Below are 18,916 nucleotides of genomic sequence, written 5' to 3'. Positions count from 1 at the left end.
ATAGTTTTGAAGCCCGCAAAGCGTACTATGAAAAGTGAAAGCTCGGAGGATTAGAGCCTTTCTCCTAAGATTGGTCCTCCGACTTTTTGCATCATTCTTTCTTTGGTTAGAATTAGATCTTCTCTATTGTCTGCGGCCATCTCTGCAGGACCATCTAAATAGATCGCGCCTTTAGGACACGCCTCTTCACACATTCCGCAAAATATACAACGTAATAGATCTATCTCAAACTTCTTTGCAAACTTATCTTCCGGATGAAGATGTTGGATTTCAGGAGTTACATGCCCAGCTTCTATCTTGATCGCATCTGCAGGACAAATCCACATACAACAGAAACAGCTAGTACATCTCTCTCTACCGATCTCGTCTCGTTTCATGGTGTGCATTCCGCGGAAACGATTAGAAAATTTTCTTTTCTTTTCCGGGAATTCTAATGTGACTGCGCCTTTTAGAAAGGCAGCTTTGATAAAATGTTTAAGAGTGATCCAAAGCCCATTCGCTATCGAATAGGAATATAATCTTTGATACCAAGCGGGCTTATGTTTTGCCGCTACATTAATTACATTAACGGTTCCCAACGGCTGCCTCTCTAGGGTTAGAACGTAATTCTAACGTTTTCTTTTCTAATAAGGAGAAAATTTCCGCGGAGCTTGATAAACCTTTTGGTGCTTCCATAGATTTATTAAAGTTCTGAGACCATCCCTTCTTATTCGTAAAACTTCCGGTTTGTTCTGAATACGCTTTGATCGGTACTGAATATTTTGCCTTAGTTGCATCTTCAGTTAGGTTCGTTTCTAAGATTACTATAGATTCAGAAGGAACACCAGCTAAGATTTCGGAAGACTTTTCTTTAATTACAAAGACCAGATCAAATTCACCTTTAGATGCTGCAGAACGAATGGAATCGATCCCTTCCGCAGAAACAAAACCTGCATCTACTGCACCTTTTGTATTCGGTCTTTTATCACTAGTGTATAAGAAATCCACTTGTTCAGGTTCTTTGTATTGTTCAGAACTTACTCTTGCTTCCGTTACGAATGCAACTCCAAGCTTGGATAAAGATTCTTTAATAGATTTTAAGTTCTGATCCGATTCATGAGCTCCACCAATCACCGCGATCTTTTTGGATCTGGAAATTTTTTCGGAAATCTCATCTAGAACAGTAGCACTCTTACTTGCTTCTCCATCTTTATAGAAAGAGAAAAGTCTGTTCGTATTCAGCCAATCAACATCAAATCTTCCTTTATCACAAAGGAAATACTGGTCCTTCTCCTCATCTATTCGAGGCATATAGCGGAACATTTTGTTGTCTCTTACGTTTGTATAAGTTTTACAACCAGTACTACATCCAGGACATACGGATTCTTCGGATTTGTACCACCAAACCCGGGACTTGAATAATGTTTTATGATTTAATAATGCACCAACCGGGCAGATATCTGCAAGCGCGCCTTGATAATTATGATTGATAGGTTCTTCTTTTGCGAGACCAATAATAGAGTGATATCCTCTTTCAAAGAGCCCAAGGTTGGATTCTCCTACCATTTCTTCTTCGAAACGAACGCAACGATAACATACGATACAACGATTATGGTTAATGATCAGGTTAGAGCCGATCTCTTCTTGAGGAATATTCCTTTTTTCTAATGTGAATCTGGAATTTCCTTTTCCTTCTTTAAAGGAATTATCTTGGAGCTGGCATTCTCCAGCCTTATCGCAGACGGGGCAGTCTAATGGGTGGTTCGCAAGTAGGAATTCCATCGTTCCTTCTCTTGCTTCTTTCACTCTATCACTCTTTGTGACGATCGAAAGACCTTCGGTAACTTTAGTATTGCAGGCAACTTGTAAACGGGGAATGCCTTCTATCTCGATGAGACACATGCGGCACATGCCAACCACAGATAATTTAGGATGATAACAGAAAAACGGAATATCCACTCCGGCATCTTTCGCCGCTGAAATCAGATTTTTTTTCTCGTCGACCTCGTATTCGATCCCGTCTATCTTTATCTTGACCACTCGAACCTCCGTTTTTCTAAACAAACCAGGGCGCCAAATTTCATTTGAAAGGTACTATTCAAAGTTGGCAACCCGTTTCTAGATCACGTGGACGTGAGAGCCTGTCTCAGATTCTTGAAGCCCGTGTAGCAGACTAAGAGACAAATTCAGAGTTTTAAATCCTTGTAATAATCCGGAACTCTGGCCCATTTTTGGAACCACTGCGGATTCATAGCTCTTTGGTAGAGATATGCGTCCACTAGAACCAGGTTTATCGCAGCTTCCACAATTGGAACCGCTCTAGGTAGAACGCATGGATCGTGCCTGCCTTTCGCTTCCAGTGTTGTTTCTTTTCCGTCGATATTTACAGTATTTTGTTTTTTGAAAATGGTAGAAGTAGGTTTAAACGCTGCTCGAACCACCAAAGTTTCGCCGTTGGAGATCCCACCTTGGAGTCCTCCGGAATTATTTGTGCGAGTACGGACTCTTCCAGTTCCTTCTTCCACATAAAACTCGTCGTTATGAGTGCTTCCAGTTAGAAGTGTTCCAGAAAATCCGGAACCTACTTCGAAACCTTTGCAGGCGGGAATAGATAGAATTGCTTTTGCTATGTCACCATCCAGTTTATCGTATACTGGATCTCCGAGACCTGGAGGAAGATTATAAGAAGCAGAGCGGATAATTCCGCCTACGCTGTCTCCAGCTTCTTTCATTTCTAGAATAAGAGAACGCATTTTGTCTGCAGCCTGAATATCAGGACAACGGACTTCGTTTACATCTACTTCTTCTCTAGTCCCCGGATATTTGTTTTCTGCAATTTCAGAAGAGATGGTGCCAATTGTATCAACCCAAGCAACCGTCTTGACCCCAAGATCATCTTCTAAGATCATTCTGGCAATCGCGCCTGCGGCCACTCTTGCAATTGTTTCACGAACAGAGGATCTTCCTCCTCCTACGTGAGCACGAAATCCGTATTTTGTTTGGTAGGTATAATCTGCATGAGAAGGACGGAAAGTTTCCCTTAGATTTTCGTAATCTTTGGAGATCGTGTTCTGATTGTTTACGATCAATGCGATCGGACTTCCGATCGTTTTCCCTTCAAAAACACCAGAGAGAACTCGAACAGTATCCGATTCGTCCCTAGGAGTGGTGAGTTTACTTTGTCCGGGTCTTCTTCTGTTTAAATCCTTTTGGATCTCATCCAATCGGATCGGAATTCCTGCAGGAACTCCTTCAACAACAACTCCCACGGCCTCGCCATGAGATTCTCCGAACGTACTAACTTTGAATATTTTACCCCAACTGGAAGGCATACAGTACCAGAAAACAGGAGACCACCAACGGAAGAAAGTAGGATTCCATTACTGAGGGGAAAAGAGAATCGTTTACGCGACAGATTTCGGTGCTGTTTTGCGATAACTTCTATCAATCAGATCGAACAAAGGTGGATCCAATTCAGGATCGATTGAATAAATCACCCTTCTTGGGTCCACTGCGTTTGCAAGATTGAAGACCGCCTTTCTAATATCAGGCTGGAAAGTTTTACGATCGTAACCTACAATCTTTAGTTTTCCCTTATTAGAGAAAACAGGTCTGATTGTTCCGACTCTTTCTAAGAGAGGGCGAGTTTGATTTTTGTTAATCTCTTTAATGACGCAGGTCTCGAAGTGGATCTTATGTTGAGAATCTGTAGAAACTACGATTACATAGTCTCCTACGTTTAGAACACTTTTATTCTCACATAAACTCAGAGCCATAAAATCGAAAAATTCTTTTACCACTCTTTCATTATATGAGAAAAAGCTGTTATTCAAGATCAACTTCATAGCAGTAATAGGAGAATATGCAGATCTCCAATGTTGTTCGCTACTGAGAGATGCGAACTCTCCCGCGATAGAAATAATAGCAGGATCATCCTCACTATAAGAATTGTTTTGCAGAATATATAATTGTCTCTGCATATCTTCTACAAGTACACTTCTAGAAGGATCGTTCTTATACTTTTCGTAATATTCTCCCAGTCTTTTCTGCAGGAATGTTGTAGAAGGATAGTTATTGTTCAATCCTTCTCCTCTGTACGGTCTATGACTGTTTAATACTGCAGTTTTTACAGGGCTTTGGATAGAAGCCATGTTCCCGATCATTAAGTAACTGATGATAGGGTGATTTTTTACATATTCGAATTCTTCAGTGCTTAGATTTCCATGCACAGGGAATTTCATTCTGACCTTGCCTATATCAACCATATAAGCTGCCATCATCAAATTCAATTGTTGTGCTTTTGAATTTTCGCTATCCTTAATAGAGATCGCTTTCAAACTTCTCAGCTTCATCGCCATAGAGATGACTGTTCTTTTGGTTAGAACCTCAGAATCAGTTTCGACCCCGGCAGATTTCATAACTTCGATTACGTTGACTAAACCTAATTCAACGTCTTGGCTATTCGCAAAATCATCTAAGATCCCATCGATCGCCTTCGCAACATTCTTCACATGATTTCCATTTAAAGGATAATCTCTCAGGTCTTTGAGAAGATCGGAAGCCTGTCTTGCCATCTGCAAGGTAAGATCAGGATTCACTAACTTAATGAAAGAGACTTTTTTGCCGTTTACTGCATCCGGTTGTTCTACCTGGATACCTACTTTATGTCTTTCGGATAGAAGGTAATAGATCCCTTGTAACTCGAACTTTTGTAGTTTATTAATATCCGCTTCGGAAGCGCTGTCTTTGCGATGAATTAAGATCTGGCCGTTCTTATTATAAAAATCAACCGGGATGGATTGACTTTCTTTAAACTGTCTGATTACTTCCGCATTGAACTCAAATCTTTCAAGTCTGAGAGGATCGATTGGACCACTTTGAAATTGAGTCATAATAAAAATCCATACGCATTACCGGAGGGCCAAAAAAATAAACCCGAAGTATATAACGTTTAAGTAAGATATATGTTTAGTAACAAAAAAATGATTTAACCTTGCTAGTAGGCAAGAATAAATTTCCGAAATTGTGTCAATCGCTTAAGAAACAGGCGCTTTAGAGGCAGAATCCGAATCAGAAGAAGTCCTAGAGGGATACGTTTCTCTAACTTTCCGATCCAGCGAGTCAAAAAACTCAGGATCGATTTCCGGATCTACTAGATAAATGATCCTTCTAGGGTCAGCATTACGTTCCAAGTTGAAAATTGCTCTTCTTCTATCCACAGCTAAGCTGCCCATTTCGAAGCCTGAGATCCTGACTTTTCCGTTATTTGCAAACTTCGGTCGGATGGTTCCTACCCTTTCCAACATCGGCCGGATTGAATTTTTATGAGAATCTTTGATAATACAGATCTCGAAGAACACCTTACGATTTGAATCCTGGGAAGCTACGATAACGTAATCTCCGATTTTTACGAATGGTTGGTTATCACATAAGGATAAACCTACATGATCGAAAAAGTCTTTGAGAGTTTTTTCATTATAAGCAAAAAAACTATTATTCAAGATAAGTTTCATAGCCTTGAGACCGTCCATCGGTTCTCTCCAAGGCTGAGGAGTAGTTAAGGAAGCAAATTCACCCGCAATAGAAAGTATCCCGATATCTTCGTAAGAGATTGCGTTAGTAAGAATAGACTTTACTTGTCTTTGGATATCAGTCGCTAAAAGGTTTTTACGAAAATCGTCTTTATACTTTTCTCTATAACCTTGGAGTTTTTGGACCAAAGGTTTGGTTTGGGGATAATTATTATTCATCCCTTCTCCGCGATGAGGTCGATGGTGATTCAGAACTACTGATTTGACCGGATCTTCGATCTCTGGAAGATTAGCGATCATCAAATAACTGATGATTGGATGGTTCTTAATATATTCCAACTCTTCCGGTTTTAGATTTGCATGAGTCGGAATCTTCATCTGAGTATAACCGATATCCGCAAGATAAGAAGCCATCATCAGATTCATCTGCTCTGTCTTCTTCTGATCCATATCTACTTTGGTAAAAACCTTTGCGGCCCTTACTTTCAAAGCCATTGCAATCACAGTTCTTTTAGTGAGAACTTCTGAGTCCACGGGCATTCCCGCGTTCTTCATTACTTCTATAATATTAACTAGGCCTGTCTCCATATTTGGAGAGGATTTAAAATCGTCTAGGACTGCGTTAATGGATTTATTTATCTCTTTAACATGATCTCCGTTTAGCGGAAACTTTTTGATATCGGATAAAAGATCAGTCGCTCCTTTGGACATATCCAAAGTGAGTGTAGGGTTAATAAGTTTATCGAAAGAAGGATCTAAAGAACCTTTTTTAGCAGAGCCTGGATGGATCTTAGCAATCTCAGCAGTTAAAAAATAGATCCCTTGTTTTTCGAATTTTTGAAGACGACTGATATCGTCTCCGGTGGCCATATCCTTTTTGTGAATTAGGATCTGTCCGTGTTTATTATAAAAATCGACAGGTATAATTCTATTTTCGCGAAAGTGTTGGATCACTTCTTCCGTAAAATCGAACTTTTGTAAATCTCTGGCTGCGTCCATCGTTAGGTGGAAGGAACTCCTGGATAATAATATCGGCAAATCGATCCAATGAATCGAATCATTCCGATACCATAATACGTCTCTTTATGGGTTTAATAGTTTGGACGTTTCAAATATGCCCAATCAAACTTGATTTAAGCTGCTTTGTAGAATATATCTACGGATCCTTTCTTCTGTGGAGCTGCCAGCGAACCCAAGGTCTGTACGAGAGTCGGTTAGTATGAATGTGTCCTGCGCTTTTAAGGATTTGCCGTCAGTTCTAACTTCGCCCGAAAGAATATTAATCCCCAGATCCTTCAAAACTCCGGTCACAAAGTATAATAATCCTTTTCTATCCGGCGCTTCTAAGTAGAACTTTGTAGCAGAATTGCCAGGTACGTCTTCAAACTCCAATTGAGAATCTTGTCCTAGATAAAATGTATTTCGAATATCTATTTCACTTGAGGTTTGGATCATCTCTTCCAACGCATTATCATCGGAAAAGACAGAAGACATTAATATGCCAAGTTTGGATGCCTTGATTTTAGAATCTGTTTCGGGAGATCTAAGAAGAAATTCGTCGTAGCTGATCATGGAGTCGCCGTCTTTGATCGTGCGAATATCTCCGGAAAGGATCTCGAATCCCATAAAGAACATTGCCTTCACCATTTTATGAAGTGTTCCTGGGGCAGTTTCAGAAGTCTTGAGAGTAACTCTGTAGACTCCATATTCTTCTTTGTAGTTAAATTCTATCATAGTTTCCGCTTTCCTACAAAGCCTGCATATTCTCTGAAAAATAACACTCAAAAACCCGAGTTTTTAAGGAATGTTTTCGAAGTCTAAATGAGTAGTAGCTCCTTTTTCAATATTCTGTCTCCTAAAATTTTTCATCAATGAGACAGAAGTTGGAGGAAAATCTGCTGCTACCGGATATACGCGGAAAGCCCTCCCGAATATACTGGGGAAATCGGAGAAATTTTTTTACTAACCGATATGCCCTTCTTCCCGCTGGGGATACATATATGACAAATAAACAGAAATTTACCGAAGGATTTAAATTCGGAAAAGCGCAAGCGACGTATTCTAACTCAAAAGCTGCCGGACCTAAGGTTCCGCAAGGAAGTCAGGCTGCTAGAGGCTCTTATTCTTCTTCTTTAGGGCCAAGCTTTACAGGAAGTGAACCTTCTTCTGAATCTCCTTTACTAATTCTACTTGGACTAGGTAGATATTTTAAAAATTATAAAGTACGACTCGGAATCGTTTTAGGCCTTCTTTTTACTGAAATCATCGTTTATTCTGCGATTCCTTTCTCTTTTAAGTTTTTAATCGACGAAGCTTTAATCGGGAAAAATGAAACAGTTCTCTATATTACTGGAGCTCTTCTAGTTGGAGGCACGATCTTAATCACTGCTGCCGGAACTGTCCGCGATTATCTATATAATTGGGTCTCCGCTCGCGCCATAAGAGACATGAGAGAAGAGTTATTCATTCACTTACAAAGAGTGAATCTGGACTTTTATGCAAATACTCGTTTGGGAGATGTTCTCTCAAGATTCTCCACCGACCTTTCTGCTTTAGAAAATGCAGTACTCGCACTTATCCCTTGGGGAATTTCTCCGTTACTCGAAGCAATTTTTGGAACTGCATTATTATTCGCTCTAGATTGGAAGTTAGGTGCAATCGCTACCTTGATCTGGCCAATCACTTTTTTAGGACCCGTATTCTTCTCCACTAGATCTACTGCTGCAAGTTACGAAAGAAAGATAGAAGAAGCCAAGGTCCTAACCGCTGTTGAGGAATCTATCTCTGCGCAAAACCTGATCCGGGTTTACGATTTAGATGGAGCTTTCTGGGATAAATTTAAAGGAAACTGCGAGAAACTATTTCATGTTTCCTTAAGATTAGGACTGACCAATTCATATTTGGAACGTTCTGCTTCAGGTGGGATTCTACTTTTACAAGCAGTACTTTTGATTTCAGGTGCATGGTTTGCATTTCATGGAATGGTGAGTGTGGGAGCTTTAGCGGCTTTTCTTCCTCCATTCTTGAATCTGTCTTATTCTCTACTTTATGTGTCTCAGTATTTTCCTACTATGAACCAAGCAAGTGGTTCGGCTAGAAGAATATTAGAGATTTTAAGAACTCCTACTTTCGAATCAGAAGGAGTAGAACGTCCATTTGCACCTTCTGAATTACAAAATTCTATCAAACTGGAAGATTTACATTTCCGTTATAAAGGCAGAACTAAGAATCTCAGCGGTGTGAACCTAGAGATCAAAAAAGGAACTTATACTGTAATCCTTGGCCAAAGTGGTTCCGGAAAAAGTACCATTCTAAAATTCATTTTAGGGATGATGGAGCCGAACCAAGGAAAAGTTTCTTTGGATGGAATCGCAATGGAGAAGATCCGTTTGGATGCACTTCATTCCATGATCGGAATTGTATTCCAAGATACTTTCTTATTCCATACTAGCATTCTAGAAAACATTCGTATGGGACGCCCGGATGCAACTCCGGAAGAAGCAATCGAAGCAGCAAAACTTGCAGAGATCCATGAATTCATTTCTGCACTTCCTGATGGATACGAAACTATCGCAGGAGATAAGGGTTCTAAACTTTCAGGCGGAGAAAAACAAAGGATAGCTCTTGCAAGAGCCTTAGTAAGAAATCCTCAAATCCTTCTTTTGGATGAGGCAACTTCTGCACTAGACCCAATCACAGAAGCCAGGATCTTAAAAACTCTCCAAAAATTGAGAGAAGGAAGAACAATCGTTTCCGTGACCCATAGACTGACCGGTTTGCATGCCGCAGACCAAGTAGTGGTCTTAAAAAATGGAAGTCTGGAACCTTATCCTTCTCCGGAAAATGATTCACTTTCCGCGGCCGCAATCGGATTATAGGAATATGCTGAAAGTTCCGACTTACGTTTCCGAGTCTCCGATAGGAGGACTTGGGGTTTTTGCAGGTAGAGATATTGAAGAAGGCGAACTCGTATGGGAGTTCCATCCTAAAACCGTTTGGACCCTAACAGAAGAAGAAGTCAAAGCTCTTCCGGAAAGACTCCAGAATCTGATCTATACTTATTCTTATTTGTTCGAAGGACAATGGTACTTCTGCGTGGATAATTCCCGCTTCATGAACCATAGCGATCAAGCAAACACTTTGGAAGATAAAAGTGGAGTCCAAGGAACAAGTAACCCTGCAGGAAAGGATAGAGCTGTCCGCAAGATCCTAAAGGACGAAGAATTAACCTGTAACTATAAACAATTTGATCAGAATTGGAAGGAAAAACTTCCTTCTTAATAATCTATCTTAAGATCTTTGATCTTCTTATCCAGAGTATTTCTGTTGATTCCTAAGAACTTGGCAACCCTGGTCTTGGTGTATTTGAATTTTTTCATCGCATACTTGATCAGTCTTGCCTCAACTTCTCCCACCACGACTTCCATAGCTCTTCCATCTAATGCATCTAAATGAGCAGGAGAGAACTTAGAACTTGCAACCTCGGAAGTAGCTTCCGGGTCCACACCAACTTCCACATCTTCTCCCTCGTCGCCGTAAAGTATACGTCCGCTGATCTCTGAGAAGTCTTGGATATCTAACATTTCTAATTGAGAAAGAACCACTGCTCTTTCAATCACGTTCTCTAATTCACGAACGTTACCGGGCCAGCTATAACTCATAAGAAGTTTATGAGCTTCTCTAGTGATACCTTTGATCTTCTTAACATTTTCAGAAGTATACTTGGAAATGAAGTGATTGATCAGAAGAGGGATATCTTCCGGTCTTTCACGAAGAGGCGGAGTCAACATATTGACTACGTTTAAACGATAATATAAGTCAGCTCTAAATAATTTTTGTGAGATAAGTTCTTCCAGATCAGCGTTAGTCGCAGCTATGATCCTAACATCGATTTTTTTAGGCTTAACTGAACCTACTGCTTCTATTTCTTTTTCTTGAAGAACTCTCAAAAGTTTGGATTGAAGATTGAGATCCATTTCTCCGATCTCATCCAAGAAGATGGTACCCGTATCGGCCATCTCAAACTTTCCTTTTTTATCAGCGACTGCACCAGTGAATGATCCTTTTTTATGACCGAATAATTCAGACTCTAAAAGATTTTCAGGAATAGCGGCACAGTTGATCTTGATAAAAGGTTTATCTCCTCTGGAAGAGTTATAATGGATCGCTGATGCGATCATCTCTTTTCCAGTTCCGGATTCTCCAGTAATCAAAACCGACGCACGGGAATCGGAAACAAGTTGGATCATTTCGAAAAGTTTTTCCATAGACTTGGACTTTCCGATCAAAGAACCGAATTTGTATTTATTCTTAAGTTCTCGTTTTAATAAGATGTTCTCTCTAGAGATTTCACGTTTTTCTTCATCGATCAGTTTTTGAATGCGGATCGCTTGGTAAATTATGGAGGCGACTACTTGAAGGAAGTCTAAATACGTTTTAAGATCCACGTATTTTTTATGAACGAAGAATACGCTAACAACACCCAATACATCAGTATCAGATTTGATAGGTGCCGCAAGAAAACTAACGTTCTCAGGATTGTTTTTAAAATGGCTGGCATTTCCCAATCTATTCAGAAAGTTTTCATCGCTTACTATTGATTCAACTATAACAGCTTCTCCGGATTCATAAACTTTTCCGGTGACTCCTTCTCCTGGAAGATAAACTCCCTTCTCCATTTCCTCAGCGGTGAGTCCTGATGCCGCACTGAGTTTTAGTATATTCTTCTCAGAATCATATAGAACGATGGAACCTCTTTCAAGGTTAAGAGATTTATCCAATCTATCCATCACATCATCAAAAATTTCTTGGAGAACTAAGGTAGAAGTTACGGTTCTAGAAATATCTATTAATACTTGTTGGATCTTATTCTTCTGCTCCAACTGTCTGAAAGTTTGGAGGTTCTTAAAGATCTGAGCCGCCATATTGGCGAGAGTGGAAACGAGCTCAAGATACTCTTCAGAGAAAGCTTGCTTTCTGCTAGAGTCGAGAGAAATAACTCCGATCACCTCATCTTCTACGATCATCGGAACTGCAAGCTCGGAAAGAATATCGTCCTTAATAGAGATATAATGTGGGTTTTGGGTAACATCGTTAACGATCATTCCTTCACCGGAAGCCGCAACAATACCAGTAATACCTTCTCCAACTCTAAGCTTAACTTTTGTACGAACAGAAGGGTTCATTCCTCTGAAAGTAACGATATCTAAAACCTCGTCTCCCCTGCTGATCAGCATGAGGGAGCCGGACCCAACCTCACAAATTTGAATACATCTCTCCAAAATCAGATCCAGAAGGCGATCTGGATCCAAAGTCGAATTCATAGCGGTTGCCACTTCTTGTATATGGCGGAGTGGGCTGGGTTTTATGTAACCGGACATCTGCTTAAAAAAGATGCTAATTGATGATTTTGCGGTCAAGGAAAAAACCTTAAAATCCAAGCAACTCGCTTTATTTCCAGGAAAGAATACAGTAATTGTATCAGAATCAATTTGGATTCGCCGTTCCGAGTAACATAATATCACGAATGCTCGACATACTTACAAATTTTAGAAGAGGTCAATTTTCAAAATTTAGAACGAATTCTCGTTAGCTGATGATTTTATTTGAAGTTAGATGAAAACGTCTTTCCTCTAGTAAACATTTTCTTTACTATTTTTCTCCGGATGTCCTGCGTATTTTGCGGAGAATTTTATCTTCCAGACGGAAAACTCAAAGATGGAAAATTTCTTTGTAATACCTGTGGAAGGGAATGGATCTTAGAAAAAAGAAAACGAAATAGGATCAAACCTCCAGAAGTTCACGCATTGTCCAACGAGATCTTATTAGAATTTCTTTCTCTTTTTAATACTAGTCCGAACCTGGACGATCTTCTCCAAAATTTTACCAACCTAGCATTCAGAAAATTGAATCTTCCAGGGATATCAGTCATGGTGTATGAACCGAGATTGGATCGTATCTTAGTAAAATCTTGTAAGAATAAAAAAGGTCCTGCTCTAGAAAAGTTAGCTTTTAGGATGGAGATCAAAAAAGGAGAACAAAACGGCCCATTAGGGCAGGCGATCGAGACTTGCAAATCAGTATATTATAGATTTGATGAACAACCTCATAAGCAGATCAGACAATACGGTCGAGTAAACAAAGTAGAATCGGAACTTTCCGTTCCAATCCATCTCAAAAAAGAAGTATTAGGATTAATTAATGTAGATTATGAAAAGGACGATCCCGTCCAAGCGGAGAAGGATCGTTACTTTCTAGAATTAATCGCAAGCCAGTTTGCCACCACTCTAAAAAACAGAATTCTTTTTGAAGTCTCTCAAACTCAATCAAGGAATTTTAGGAATCTTCACTCTGCTGCTTTAAAACTTAGTAGTTTAGGATTCAAATATAGAACCGAAATTTTCAGAGTTATCCTTCTTTCTTTAACTGAATTTTCCGAAAGTAATCTTTACGTTTTATTAGAAAGAAAAATAGACGAGTCAGGAAAAACAATCTCAACGGAAGGACATATACTCACAGGAAGTCCAAGAGCGCCAGAAATCAAACTGAATGTTCCATTGAAAGGAGAATGGAACGTACTTAAAAAACCTACGGAATCCGCCATCTTAATGGACTCTATAGATCTAAAAGAATGGAAAACCCTAGGCAGTAACGGAAAGAAAAAACATTTAGCAATTTTACCTGTATTACGTTCAGACAACTCAGAGATTTGGATACTTCTCGCCAAAGAAGAAGAACTACACTGGAGCCCTGAAGAAATAGATGTATTAAATGCATTTGCGGTCCAAGCAGGGATCTCAGTCCAAAACTTTCACTTATTTCATCAAAGAGCGGAAAAAGAAAGATTAGATAAAGAAATAGAGATCGCTAGAGACTTACAAAGATCATTACTTCCTAGAAAGATGCCAGATCACCCGAATTATGAATTCGGAGGGATCATGGTACCTGCAATTGGAGTAGGTGGAGACTATTATGACTTTATAACACACCCTACAAACAAAGAAACTTATATTTGTATCGGTGATGTAAGCGGCAAAGGAGTTCCGGCCGGAATAGTAATGGCAACTGTTAGAACGGTGATCCATTCTCTAGTCAGAAAAAATCCAAGTACCTGGGAAATTTTACAAACAGTTAATACCTATCTATATCAAAATTATTTTAAGGATATAGTATCTCCTCGTTTCATGTCTTTGACCATCATTCATTGGGATCAAAATGAAAACCGTTTTGTATTCAGTGGAGGAGGCCAAGGAAATATCCTAGTATATCGTAAAAAGGAAAATCGATTAGAGGAAATTCCAACGGGTGGAGTGGTTTTAGGAATAGATCCCGACATAGACAATTTCGAGAATAGTGGAGAATTTCAGTTAGAACCTGGGGATTTTTTCCTGATGTTCACAGATGGAGTTTGGGAAGCGATGGATCCTTCCGAAGACTTTTTCGAAATGGAAAGACTTCATAAATGTGTTTTTGATGCTAGAAAAGAAAGTCTTCCTCTTCTCTTAGAAACCGTCTTAAAAAGGATAAAAAACTTTACTGGGGAAAGGGAACAGACAGATGATATTACTTTAATAGGCGCAAAGCGCTTAAAATAGAAATGAACGAAACCTTAGAATCCATTTTTCAGTCTGCCTGGTCGAAATTAAAGAACTACCAAGACTTTATGAAAAGTAAACCTGCAGTGATTGCTTTTTCTGGCGGAAAAGATTCTTCCTTACTTCTTCAATTCTATATTTGGCTTCATAATAAAAATCTAATCTCCCATTTTCCTACAATTTACCATTTGGATCATTCTATCCGTGATAATACAGAACAAGAATCTGATATCTTAAAATACATTCAATCTATAGCTCCTACTTCCACCTTTAAAAAAAAAACGTTCCTAAGTTTGCAATTAAGACAAAACTAAGTTTAGAAGAAGCGGGAAGGGTCCTTAGATTTAGGGACCTAGAAAGAATATCCGAAAAGATAGGCGGTTATATTACAACTGGCCATCATGCAGAAGATTATTTAGAAACAGTACTTTTACAACTCATTCGAGGCGGTGGCTGGAATTCTCTGCGCACCTTAGGAGTTTTAGAGAATAATAGATTCAGACCATTATTATTATTCGGAGAAGAGGCTCGTAAAATTGCTTTAGCTAAAGCGGATTGGCCTATATTCGAAGATGAATCCAATTCTTCTTCACGTTATCTTAGGAATAGGATCAGATCTGAACTTCTTCCTGTACTTTTAAAAGAAGGAGCAGACCCAGATAAAATTTTTCATAATTTTCACGATTCTGATACTCCTAGAAGCGGAACTACAAACCACAAAGTAAACGAAGACGAGATTAGAACATTATCCAGACGTATTTTGGAAGAAGAGCCAGCATCTATTTGTAAACAAGTTTTGGACTTACATTTAAAAAGTTTAGGCCTTCATCCTTTGAATTCTCAGTTTCTTACGGACCTTCTTCATAACCTGGACAGAAAAGTTTCTTTTTCTCTCGAAAACAAAGAAGTTTGGTTTTGGAAAAGTGTTTCGTCAGATTTGTACATCTTACCCAAAACCGCTTCTTATTTGAAACCGTTCAGCTATAACTCTGACTCTTTCTTTTTGAAATGGAATGGTAAGACAAAAAAGATCCCTAAAAATTGCGAGCCGTCTAACGACGGAGAAGGAGAAAAAATCCTGCTTGGAGGAATCCATCGAGACGTTTCCGAAATCCTTAGAGAGAAAGAGATTCCGGTTCCGGTCAGAAAAATGCTACCCATTCTAAAACGGGAGGGGAAAACTGTATTGGTTTGTCTTCGTATGTGGGATGCCCGTTTGGATGATATTCGATCGGATGATTTCCAACAAGATTAGAGAGTCCAGAGGTTTATGGAAGAACTCCAAGAATTAAAGCCGGACCCATTCTTTAGAGAAGTAAAATTTTTTTCTTCTTATGCAGATGCTTCTAAAGTCCCTTCCAAAGGTATTCCTCATATCGCATTTGCTGGCCGTTCCAATTCAGGGAAGTCCAGATTGTTAAACGCAATCGTAGAAAGAAAATCCTTAGCTAAAGTTTCTGCAACTCCGGGGAAAACTAAACTTCTTAACTTTTTTTTAGTCTCTAAATCCTTATTTTTAGTGGATACGCCTGGTTTCGGTTATTCTGCAAATTCTCATAAAGAACATGAGCAAATGATGGATCTTTTGATGAATTATCTGAACTCAGCTAAAGATCTAAAATGTTTATTCTTATTATCAGATGCTCAAAGAGAATTGCCTGACGAAGAATTAGAATTGATCGGTACTTGTTTCGAAAAAGGAACTAAACCTGTTTTAATCCGTACTAAAGTAGATAAACTCAATCAGTCCGAACTTTCCAAACTCAGAAAAAAAATGAAAAACATCCAAGGATTATATCCTATGTTAGAAATCGTTTTTGTTTCTCCTAAATACGGAAAAGGGCTGCCAGAGCTCAGAAAGATTATAGAGAATATGATGAAATCTTTGATCATTCCTCCAATGGAAGAAGATACGATCCCGCAAGAGATCAACGAGCAAGGTTAAGAATTAAGCGTGAGTTTCTAAGAGATTTCCGGCGGAGTTAATTGCATCTCCGTAATATACTTGTCCGGCAAATTGTATCTGTTTTTGATTTAGTTCTTGGATTGTCTTTAAAGTCTCTTCCAGAAGAGCTTTTAGTTTTTCTTGGCTTAATGCCATTTCCAACTTACGTTTTCTTTCAATGAGTTCCATGTGGCGACGAGCTTCGTCTTCCGATTTTCTTTGAGGATCTTCATGAGAAGATACCTGATTTTTATCTAATCGATTCAATTCTAGATCGATATCTCTTAGCTCGGACATAAGTTCCCATTCTTTATCAGATATAAGATCAGAATGAGAAGCCGCTTCCTTCTTCTTAGCAGAGTCAGCTTGTTTGTTGGAATTCCCACCTTCTTCTTCATTTAAAGTTGAAAGATTGGATTTCTTTTCTTCGGTCTTTTTGACTGTAGTTGCTTTGGTTTCTCCGGCAACAGCCACTAATTTCCCATCTCTAAGTTCGTATTCTATAGATACGTCTATCGATCGAAGCTCAGCATTATCTCGAATTGCTTCGTTACGAAACTCTGCAACGTGTGCAAGCTCATGAGAAATAACATGGAGTACAGAACTAGCCTGAGGCGCACTTTCCAGTTGCCCGTGACCAATGTACTTAACCGAAGTATCTTTCGGTCTTTCCATCATGGAAGAAGATTGTATAACTCCCAGGTTCATCCTATTATAAATGTCGGCCTGGCAAGCCTTGAGTTTAGAGCTTTGGAAAAAAATTCCCTTTACTTAATAGAAAAACGTTATCTGCAATGAGCTATCTTATTGAGAATCTCAAGTATGCTTGAGTCACAAAGATCGTGAAATACTATCGCATATCTTTGTCCCATATCGTTAACAGTTTTACGAATAACCTCTCCTGGTATCTCACAGGTAAACATAGGTGACATAATGGTAACTTTTTTACCAGGACTCCAATCTTCATCCGAAAGAATAGAAGCTCCTATCATCGATATATCTACCAAAACACCTTCACTCCAATTTCCTCCCTCAAATAGTTTAACCCGACTGTCTTTACGGAACCTTGTATAAAATCTTTGATCCGCTGGCAAATCAGGTGTTACCTTTTGAGAAGGATTCATCCCGATCTCTGTTCTTTGCATAGCCGGGAGAGCATACTGTACTAAGAAAAGATTTAAAAGAAGATTTCTTTTGAAGCTAAGATTCTTTTAAAAAATAAACTTATAAATGAAAGATATCTGCTTCTCTAGCTAGTACGATCTCTGAAAGAGCAGTGGATTGTTTTTCTTGATTGAACATTCGTATGATTTCTTCGTCCGGATGATCAGGTTCATGATGAGTTAAAACCAGTTTATTTACACCTAGAACTTCTCCGCAACGAACTGCTAATCTACCAGATGTATGACCCCAACCGATCTTACGGTCTGCTTCTTCAGAACTGTATTGGGCATCTATGATCAACATGTCAGGACTTCCGAATTTAGCACGTAAATGTTCGAATTCAGAAAGGTCTTCTTCTCTTACTTCCACATCTGTGCAAAATAAGAAACTTTTTCCATTTTCTTCTATATGATACCCAGTGCAATTGCCTGGGTGTTTTAAAAGGAAAGGAGTTACTCTAAAATCGCCAATTTGAACTGTTTGTTGTCTTTGTAGAAGAGTGAATGTTTTCTTTGACATCATCTCATCCAAAGTGATCGGAAAGTTTTCAGGATTTTGCTGGCGATCAAATCTTTCTTTTAGATTCGAAATCGTAGAATAAAAATCTACTTGGACATTTGGAATGTATCCAGGTTTAAAAAAAGGCCAACCTTGTATATGATCCCAGTGGGTATGTGTCACTAAAATTTTGATAGTGCCACCTTGTGCTATACCTTCTTTCAAAAGATCGTTGCCCAGTTCTCTCATTCCGGAACCGCAATCTATAATTAATTTCTGGCGTTTTGTAGATTCAACATATACACAAGTGGTGTTTCCTCCCACAGGATGTAACAGTTCCGGGCTTAAAGATTGTAAGAACGTAGATACGGAGAAGGTTCCGTTCTTATGTTTGAATTCCTTATGAGCGGACTCTAGGATCTTTTCTAACTTTTCTCTGTATTCCGAACCGGAAAGCGGAGTAGGAAGAGATCCTCTTACTCCGTATAATTTTATTTTCACTGTATTAAATTAGACAACTAAGAGATTTGGTATTTGCAGGTATTCAGCGATGACATCGAATTTTCGTGAAAAACAATGGAAGATCGCTACTAGAATACCCTTTACCTCTGATTATTTCTTAAAATTAAACCCCGGAAGTAAATTAAAAAAAAACGATTTGTTTTCCGAAGAATTCGGGACATATTATCTAGAGCTTGGTTCAGGCTGGGGAGAAGTCGCTGTATCCTTAGCTAAAACGAATCCAAACACCGGTTTTATTCTTATGGAAAAGAAGGCGGATCGTTTACGTAAAACAATCCGTGATCTGAAAGAACATAATATCAAGAACGTTAAACTTCTTTCAGTGAACTTCAATTGGTTTTTAGAAGAAATTTTTGAAGAAGGTATCTTCGACGAGATACTTTTAAATTTCCCGGATCCTTGGCCTAAACGTAGGCATCATAAACATAGAACCTTAAATCCAAGATTTTTAGATACGATCCATATTCTATTGAAGACTGGAGGAGAATTCCATTTCGCTACGGACTACGGCCCTTATGCGCGCAAAGGAATTCGCTTTTTTAAAGATGATCCTAGATTTAAAGCGATCCATTCGGAGTTTTCTCTCCAAAGAGCAAACTTTCCAATCTCCCATTTTGAACAAGAAAAACGGGAGGCTGGCTCCCGGATTTATTATTTGGATCGGATCAAAGTTTCTAGCTGAT

Annotated in this window: 15 protein-coding genes and 1 pseudogene; 6 read left to right on the top strand and 10 right to left on the bottom strand. The window is 39.0% G+C overall.

Annotation, left to right across the window (positions count from 1 at the left end):
* Nucleotides 1-50: 50 nt before the first annotated feature.
* The 6 genes from CH362_RS02255 to CH362_RS02230 all read right to left on the bottom strand — a co-directional run bounded on the left by CH362_RS02255 (nucleotide 51) and on the right by CH362_RS02230 (nucleotide 7,244).
* Entirely contained in the window at nucleotides 51-578 is a 528-nt protein-coding gene (locus CH362_RS02255) for a NuoI/complex I 23 kDa subunit family protein (protein WP_100708718.1), read from the bottom strand.
* Nucleotides 565-2,019: an NADH-quinone oxidoreductase subunit G gene (locus tag CH362_RS02250; RefSeq protein WP_100708717.1), complete on the bottom strand. Its 1,455-nt coding sequence runs from the start codon at nucleotides 2,017-2,019 to the stop codon at nucleotides 565-567. Before CH362_RS02250 ends, CH362_RS02255 begins: the two co-directional genes overlap by 14 nt.
* 146 nt (nucleotides 2,020-2,165) lie before the next feature.
* Complete coding sequence (gene aroC / locus CH362_RS02245) at nucleotides 2,166-3,311, bottom strand: chorismate synthase (protein WP_100708716.1); 1,146 nt, start codon at nucleotides 3,309-3,311, stop codon at nucleotides 2,166-2,168.
* 72 nt (nucleotides 3,312-3,383) lie between these two features.
* On the bottom strand, nucleotides 3,384-4,871 hold the full coding sequence (locus tag CH362_RS02240; protein WP_100708715.1) for an HD-GYP domain-containing protein: 1,488 nt from the start codon (nucleotides 4,869-4,871) through the stop codon (nucleotides 3,384-3,386).
* A 144-nt stretch (nucleotides 4,872-5,015) separates the two neighbouring features.
* Complete coding sequence (locus CH362_RS02235) at nucleotides 5,016-6,509, bottom strand: HD-GYP domain-containing protein (RefSeq protein ID WP_100708714.1); 1,494 nt, start codon at nucleotides 6,507-6,509, stop codon at nucleotides 5,016-5,018.
* Between the two features lie 123 nt (nucleotides 6,510-6,632).
* Nucleotides 6,633-7,244: an ACT domain-containing protein gene (locus CH362_RS02230; protein ID WP_100708713.1), complete on the bottom strand. Its 612-nt coding sequence runs from the start codon at nucleotides 7,242-7,244 to the stop codon at nucleotides 6,633-6,635.
* A 266-nt stretch (nucleotides 7,245-7,510) separates the two neighbouring features.
* On the opposite strand from CH362_RS02230, the gene CH362_RS02225 reads away from it, so the two are divergent.
* Nucleotides 7,511-9,388 carry an ABC transporter ATP-binding protein gene (locus tag CH362_RS02225; protein ID WP_100708712.1) on the top strand — a complete coding sequence of 626 codons (1,878 nt, stop codon included), beginning with the start codon at nucleotides 7,511-7,513 and terminating at the stop codon, nucleotides 9,386-9,388.
* A 4-nt stretch (nucleotides 9,389-9,392) separates the two neighbouring features.
* Complete coding sequence (locus CH362_RS02220) at nucleotides 9,393-9,791, top strand: SET domain-containing protein (protein ID WP_100708711.1); 399 nt, start codon at nucleotides 9,393-9,395, stop codon at nucleotides 9,789-9,791.
* On the opposite strand, the gene CH362_RS02215 is transcribed toward CH362_RS02220, so the two are convergent.
* Nucleotides 9,788-11,833, bottom strand: coding sequence for a sigma-54-dependent Fis family transcriptional regulator (locus tag CH362_RS02215; protein ID WP_100708710.1), 2,046 nt, complete (start codon nucleotides 11,831-11,833; stop codon nucleotides 9,788-9,790). The genes CH362_RS02220 and CH362_RS02215 overlap by 4 nt on opposite strands.
* A 342-nt stretch (nucleotides 11,834-12,175) precedes the next feature.
* Here CH362_RS02215 and CH362_RS02210 point away from each other — a divergent pair, with 342 nt between their 5' ends.
* The 3 genes and pseudogenes from CH362_RS02210 (at nucleotide 12,176) to yihA (ending at nucleotide 16,049) form a co-directional block, all read left to right on the top strand.
* Nucleotides 12,176-14,104: a GAF domain-containing SpoIIE family protein phosphatase gene (locus CH362_RS02210; RefSeq protein WP_100709239.1), complete on the top strand. Its 1,929-nt coding sequence runs from the start codon at nucleotides 12,176-12,178 to the stop codon at nucleotides 14,102-14,104.
* Nucleotides 14,105-14,106: 2 nt separating this feature from the next.
* Nucleotides 14,107-15,359, top strand: a pseudogene (gene tilS / locus CH362_RS19520) (tRNA lysidine(34) synthetase TilS).
* Nucleotides 15,360-15,374: 15 nt separating this feature from the next.
* The gene (gene yihA, locus CH362_RS02195; protein ID WP_100708707.1) at nucleotides 15,375-16,049 is read left to right on the top strand and encodes a ribosome biogenesis GTP-binding protein YihA/YsxC; all 675 of its coding nucleotides are present in this window, start codon (nucleotides 15,375-15,377) and stop codon (nucleotides 16,047-16,049) included.
* Between the two features lie 3 nt (nucleotides 16,050-16,052).
* On the opposite strand, the gene CH362_RS02190 is transcribed toward yihA, so the two are convergent.
* From CH362_RS02190 to CH362_RS02180, 3 genes are all read right to left on the bottom strand, one after another.
* A complete protein-coding gene (locus CH362_RS02190) occupies nucleotides 16,053-16,757 on the bottom strand; it encodes a hypothetical protein (RefSeq protein WP_100708706.1) in 705 nt (234 codons plus the stop codon).
* A 77-nt stretch (nucleotides 16,758-16,834) separates the two neighbouring features.
* Entirely contained in the window at nucleotides 16,835-17,194 is a 360-nt protein-coding gene (locus tag CH362_RS02185) for a PilZ domain-containing protein (RefSeq protein ID WP_208859514.1), read from the bottom strand.
* A 79-nt stretch (nucleotides 17,195-17,273) separates the two neighbouring features.
* Nucleotides 17,274-18,212 carry an MBL fold metallo-hydrolase gene (locus CH362_RS02180; RefSeq protein WP_100708704.1) on the bottom strand — a complete coding sequence of 313 codons (939 nt, stop codon included), beginning with the start codon at nucleotides 18,210-18,212 and terminating at the stop codon, nucleotides 17,274-17,276.
* A 49-nt stretch (nucleotides 18,213-18,261) separates the two neighbouring features.
* Here CH362_RS02180 and trmB point away from each other — a divergent pair, with 49 nt between their 5' ends.
* Nucleotides 18,262-18,915: a tRNA (guanosine(46)-N7)-methyltransferase TrmB gene (gene trmB / locus CH362_RS02175; protein ID WP_100708703.1), complete on the top strand. Its 654-nt coding sequence runs from the start codon at nucleotides 18,262-18,264 to the stop codon at nucleotides 18,913-18,915.
* Nucleotide 18,916: the final 1 nt, after the last annotated feature.

This window comes from Leptospira saintgironsiae (genome assembly GCF_002811765.1).
Classification (GTDB): Bacteria; Spirochaetota; Leptospiria; order Leptospirales; family Leptospiraceae; genus Leptospira_B; species Leptospira_B saintgironsiae.
Note: the sequence above shows the minus strand (reverse complement) of the source record. Positions and strands in the feature narration are given on the sequence as shown.

Bases quoted from the DNA above. Each gene is read 5' to 3' on its own strand.
- aroC (WP_100708716.1), bottom strand. From the start codon at position 3,311: ATGCCTTCCAGTTGGGGTAAAATATTCAAAGTTAGTACGTTCGGAGAA.
- CH362_RS02240 (WP_100708715.1), bottom strand. From the start codon at position 4,871: ATGACTCAATTTCAAAGTGGTCCAATCGATCCTCTCAGACTTGAAAGA.
- CH362_RS02235 (WP_100708714.1), bottom strand. From the start codon at position 6,509: ATGGACGCAGCCAGAGATTTACAAAAGTTCGATTTTACGGAAGAAGTG.
- CH362_RS02230 (WP_100708713.1), bottom strand. From the start codon at position 7,244: ATGATAGAATTTAACTACAAAGAAGAATATGGAGTCTACAGAGTTACT.
- CH362_RS02225 (WP_100708712.1), top strand. From the start codon at position 7,511: ATGACAAATAAACAGAAATTTACCGAAGGATTTAAATTCGGAAAAGCG.
- CH362_RS02220 (WP_100708711.1), top strand. From the start codon at position 9,393: ATGCTGAAAGTTCCGACTTACGTTTCCGAGTCTCCGATAGGAGGACTT.
- CH362_RS02215 (WP_100708710.1), bottom strand. From the start codon at position 11,833: ATGAATTCGACTTTGGATCCAGATCGCCTTCTGGATCTGATTTTGGAG.
- CH362_RS02210 (WP_100709239.1), top strand. From the start codon at position 12,176: ATGTCCTGCGTATTTTGCGGAGAATTTTATCTTCCAGACGGAAAACTC.
- yihA (WP_100708707.1), top strand. From the start codon at position 15,375: ATGGAAGAACTCCAAGAATTAAAGCCGGACCCATTCTTTAGAGAAGTA.
- CH362_RS02190 (WP_100708706.1), bottom strand. From the start codon at position 16,757: ATGAACCTGGGAGTTATACAATCTTCTTCCATGATGGAAAGACCGAAA.
- CH362_RS02185 (WP_208859514.1), bottom strand. From the start codon at position 17,194: ATGCAAAGAACAGAGATCGGGATGAATCCTTCTCAAAAGGTAACACCT.
- trmB (WP_100708703.1), top strand. From the start codon at position 18,262: ATGACATCGAATTTTCGTGAAAAACAATGGAAGATCGCTACTAGAATA.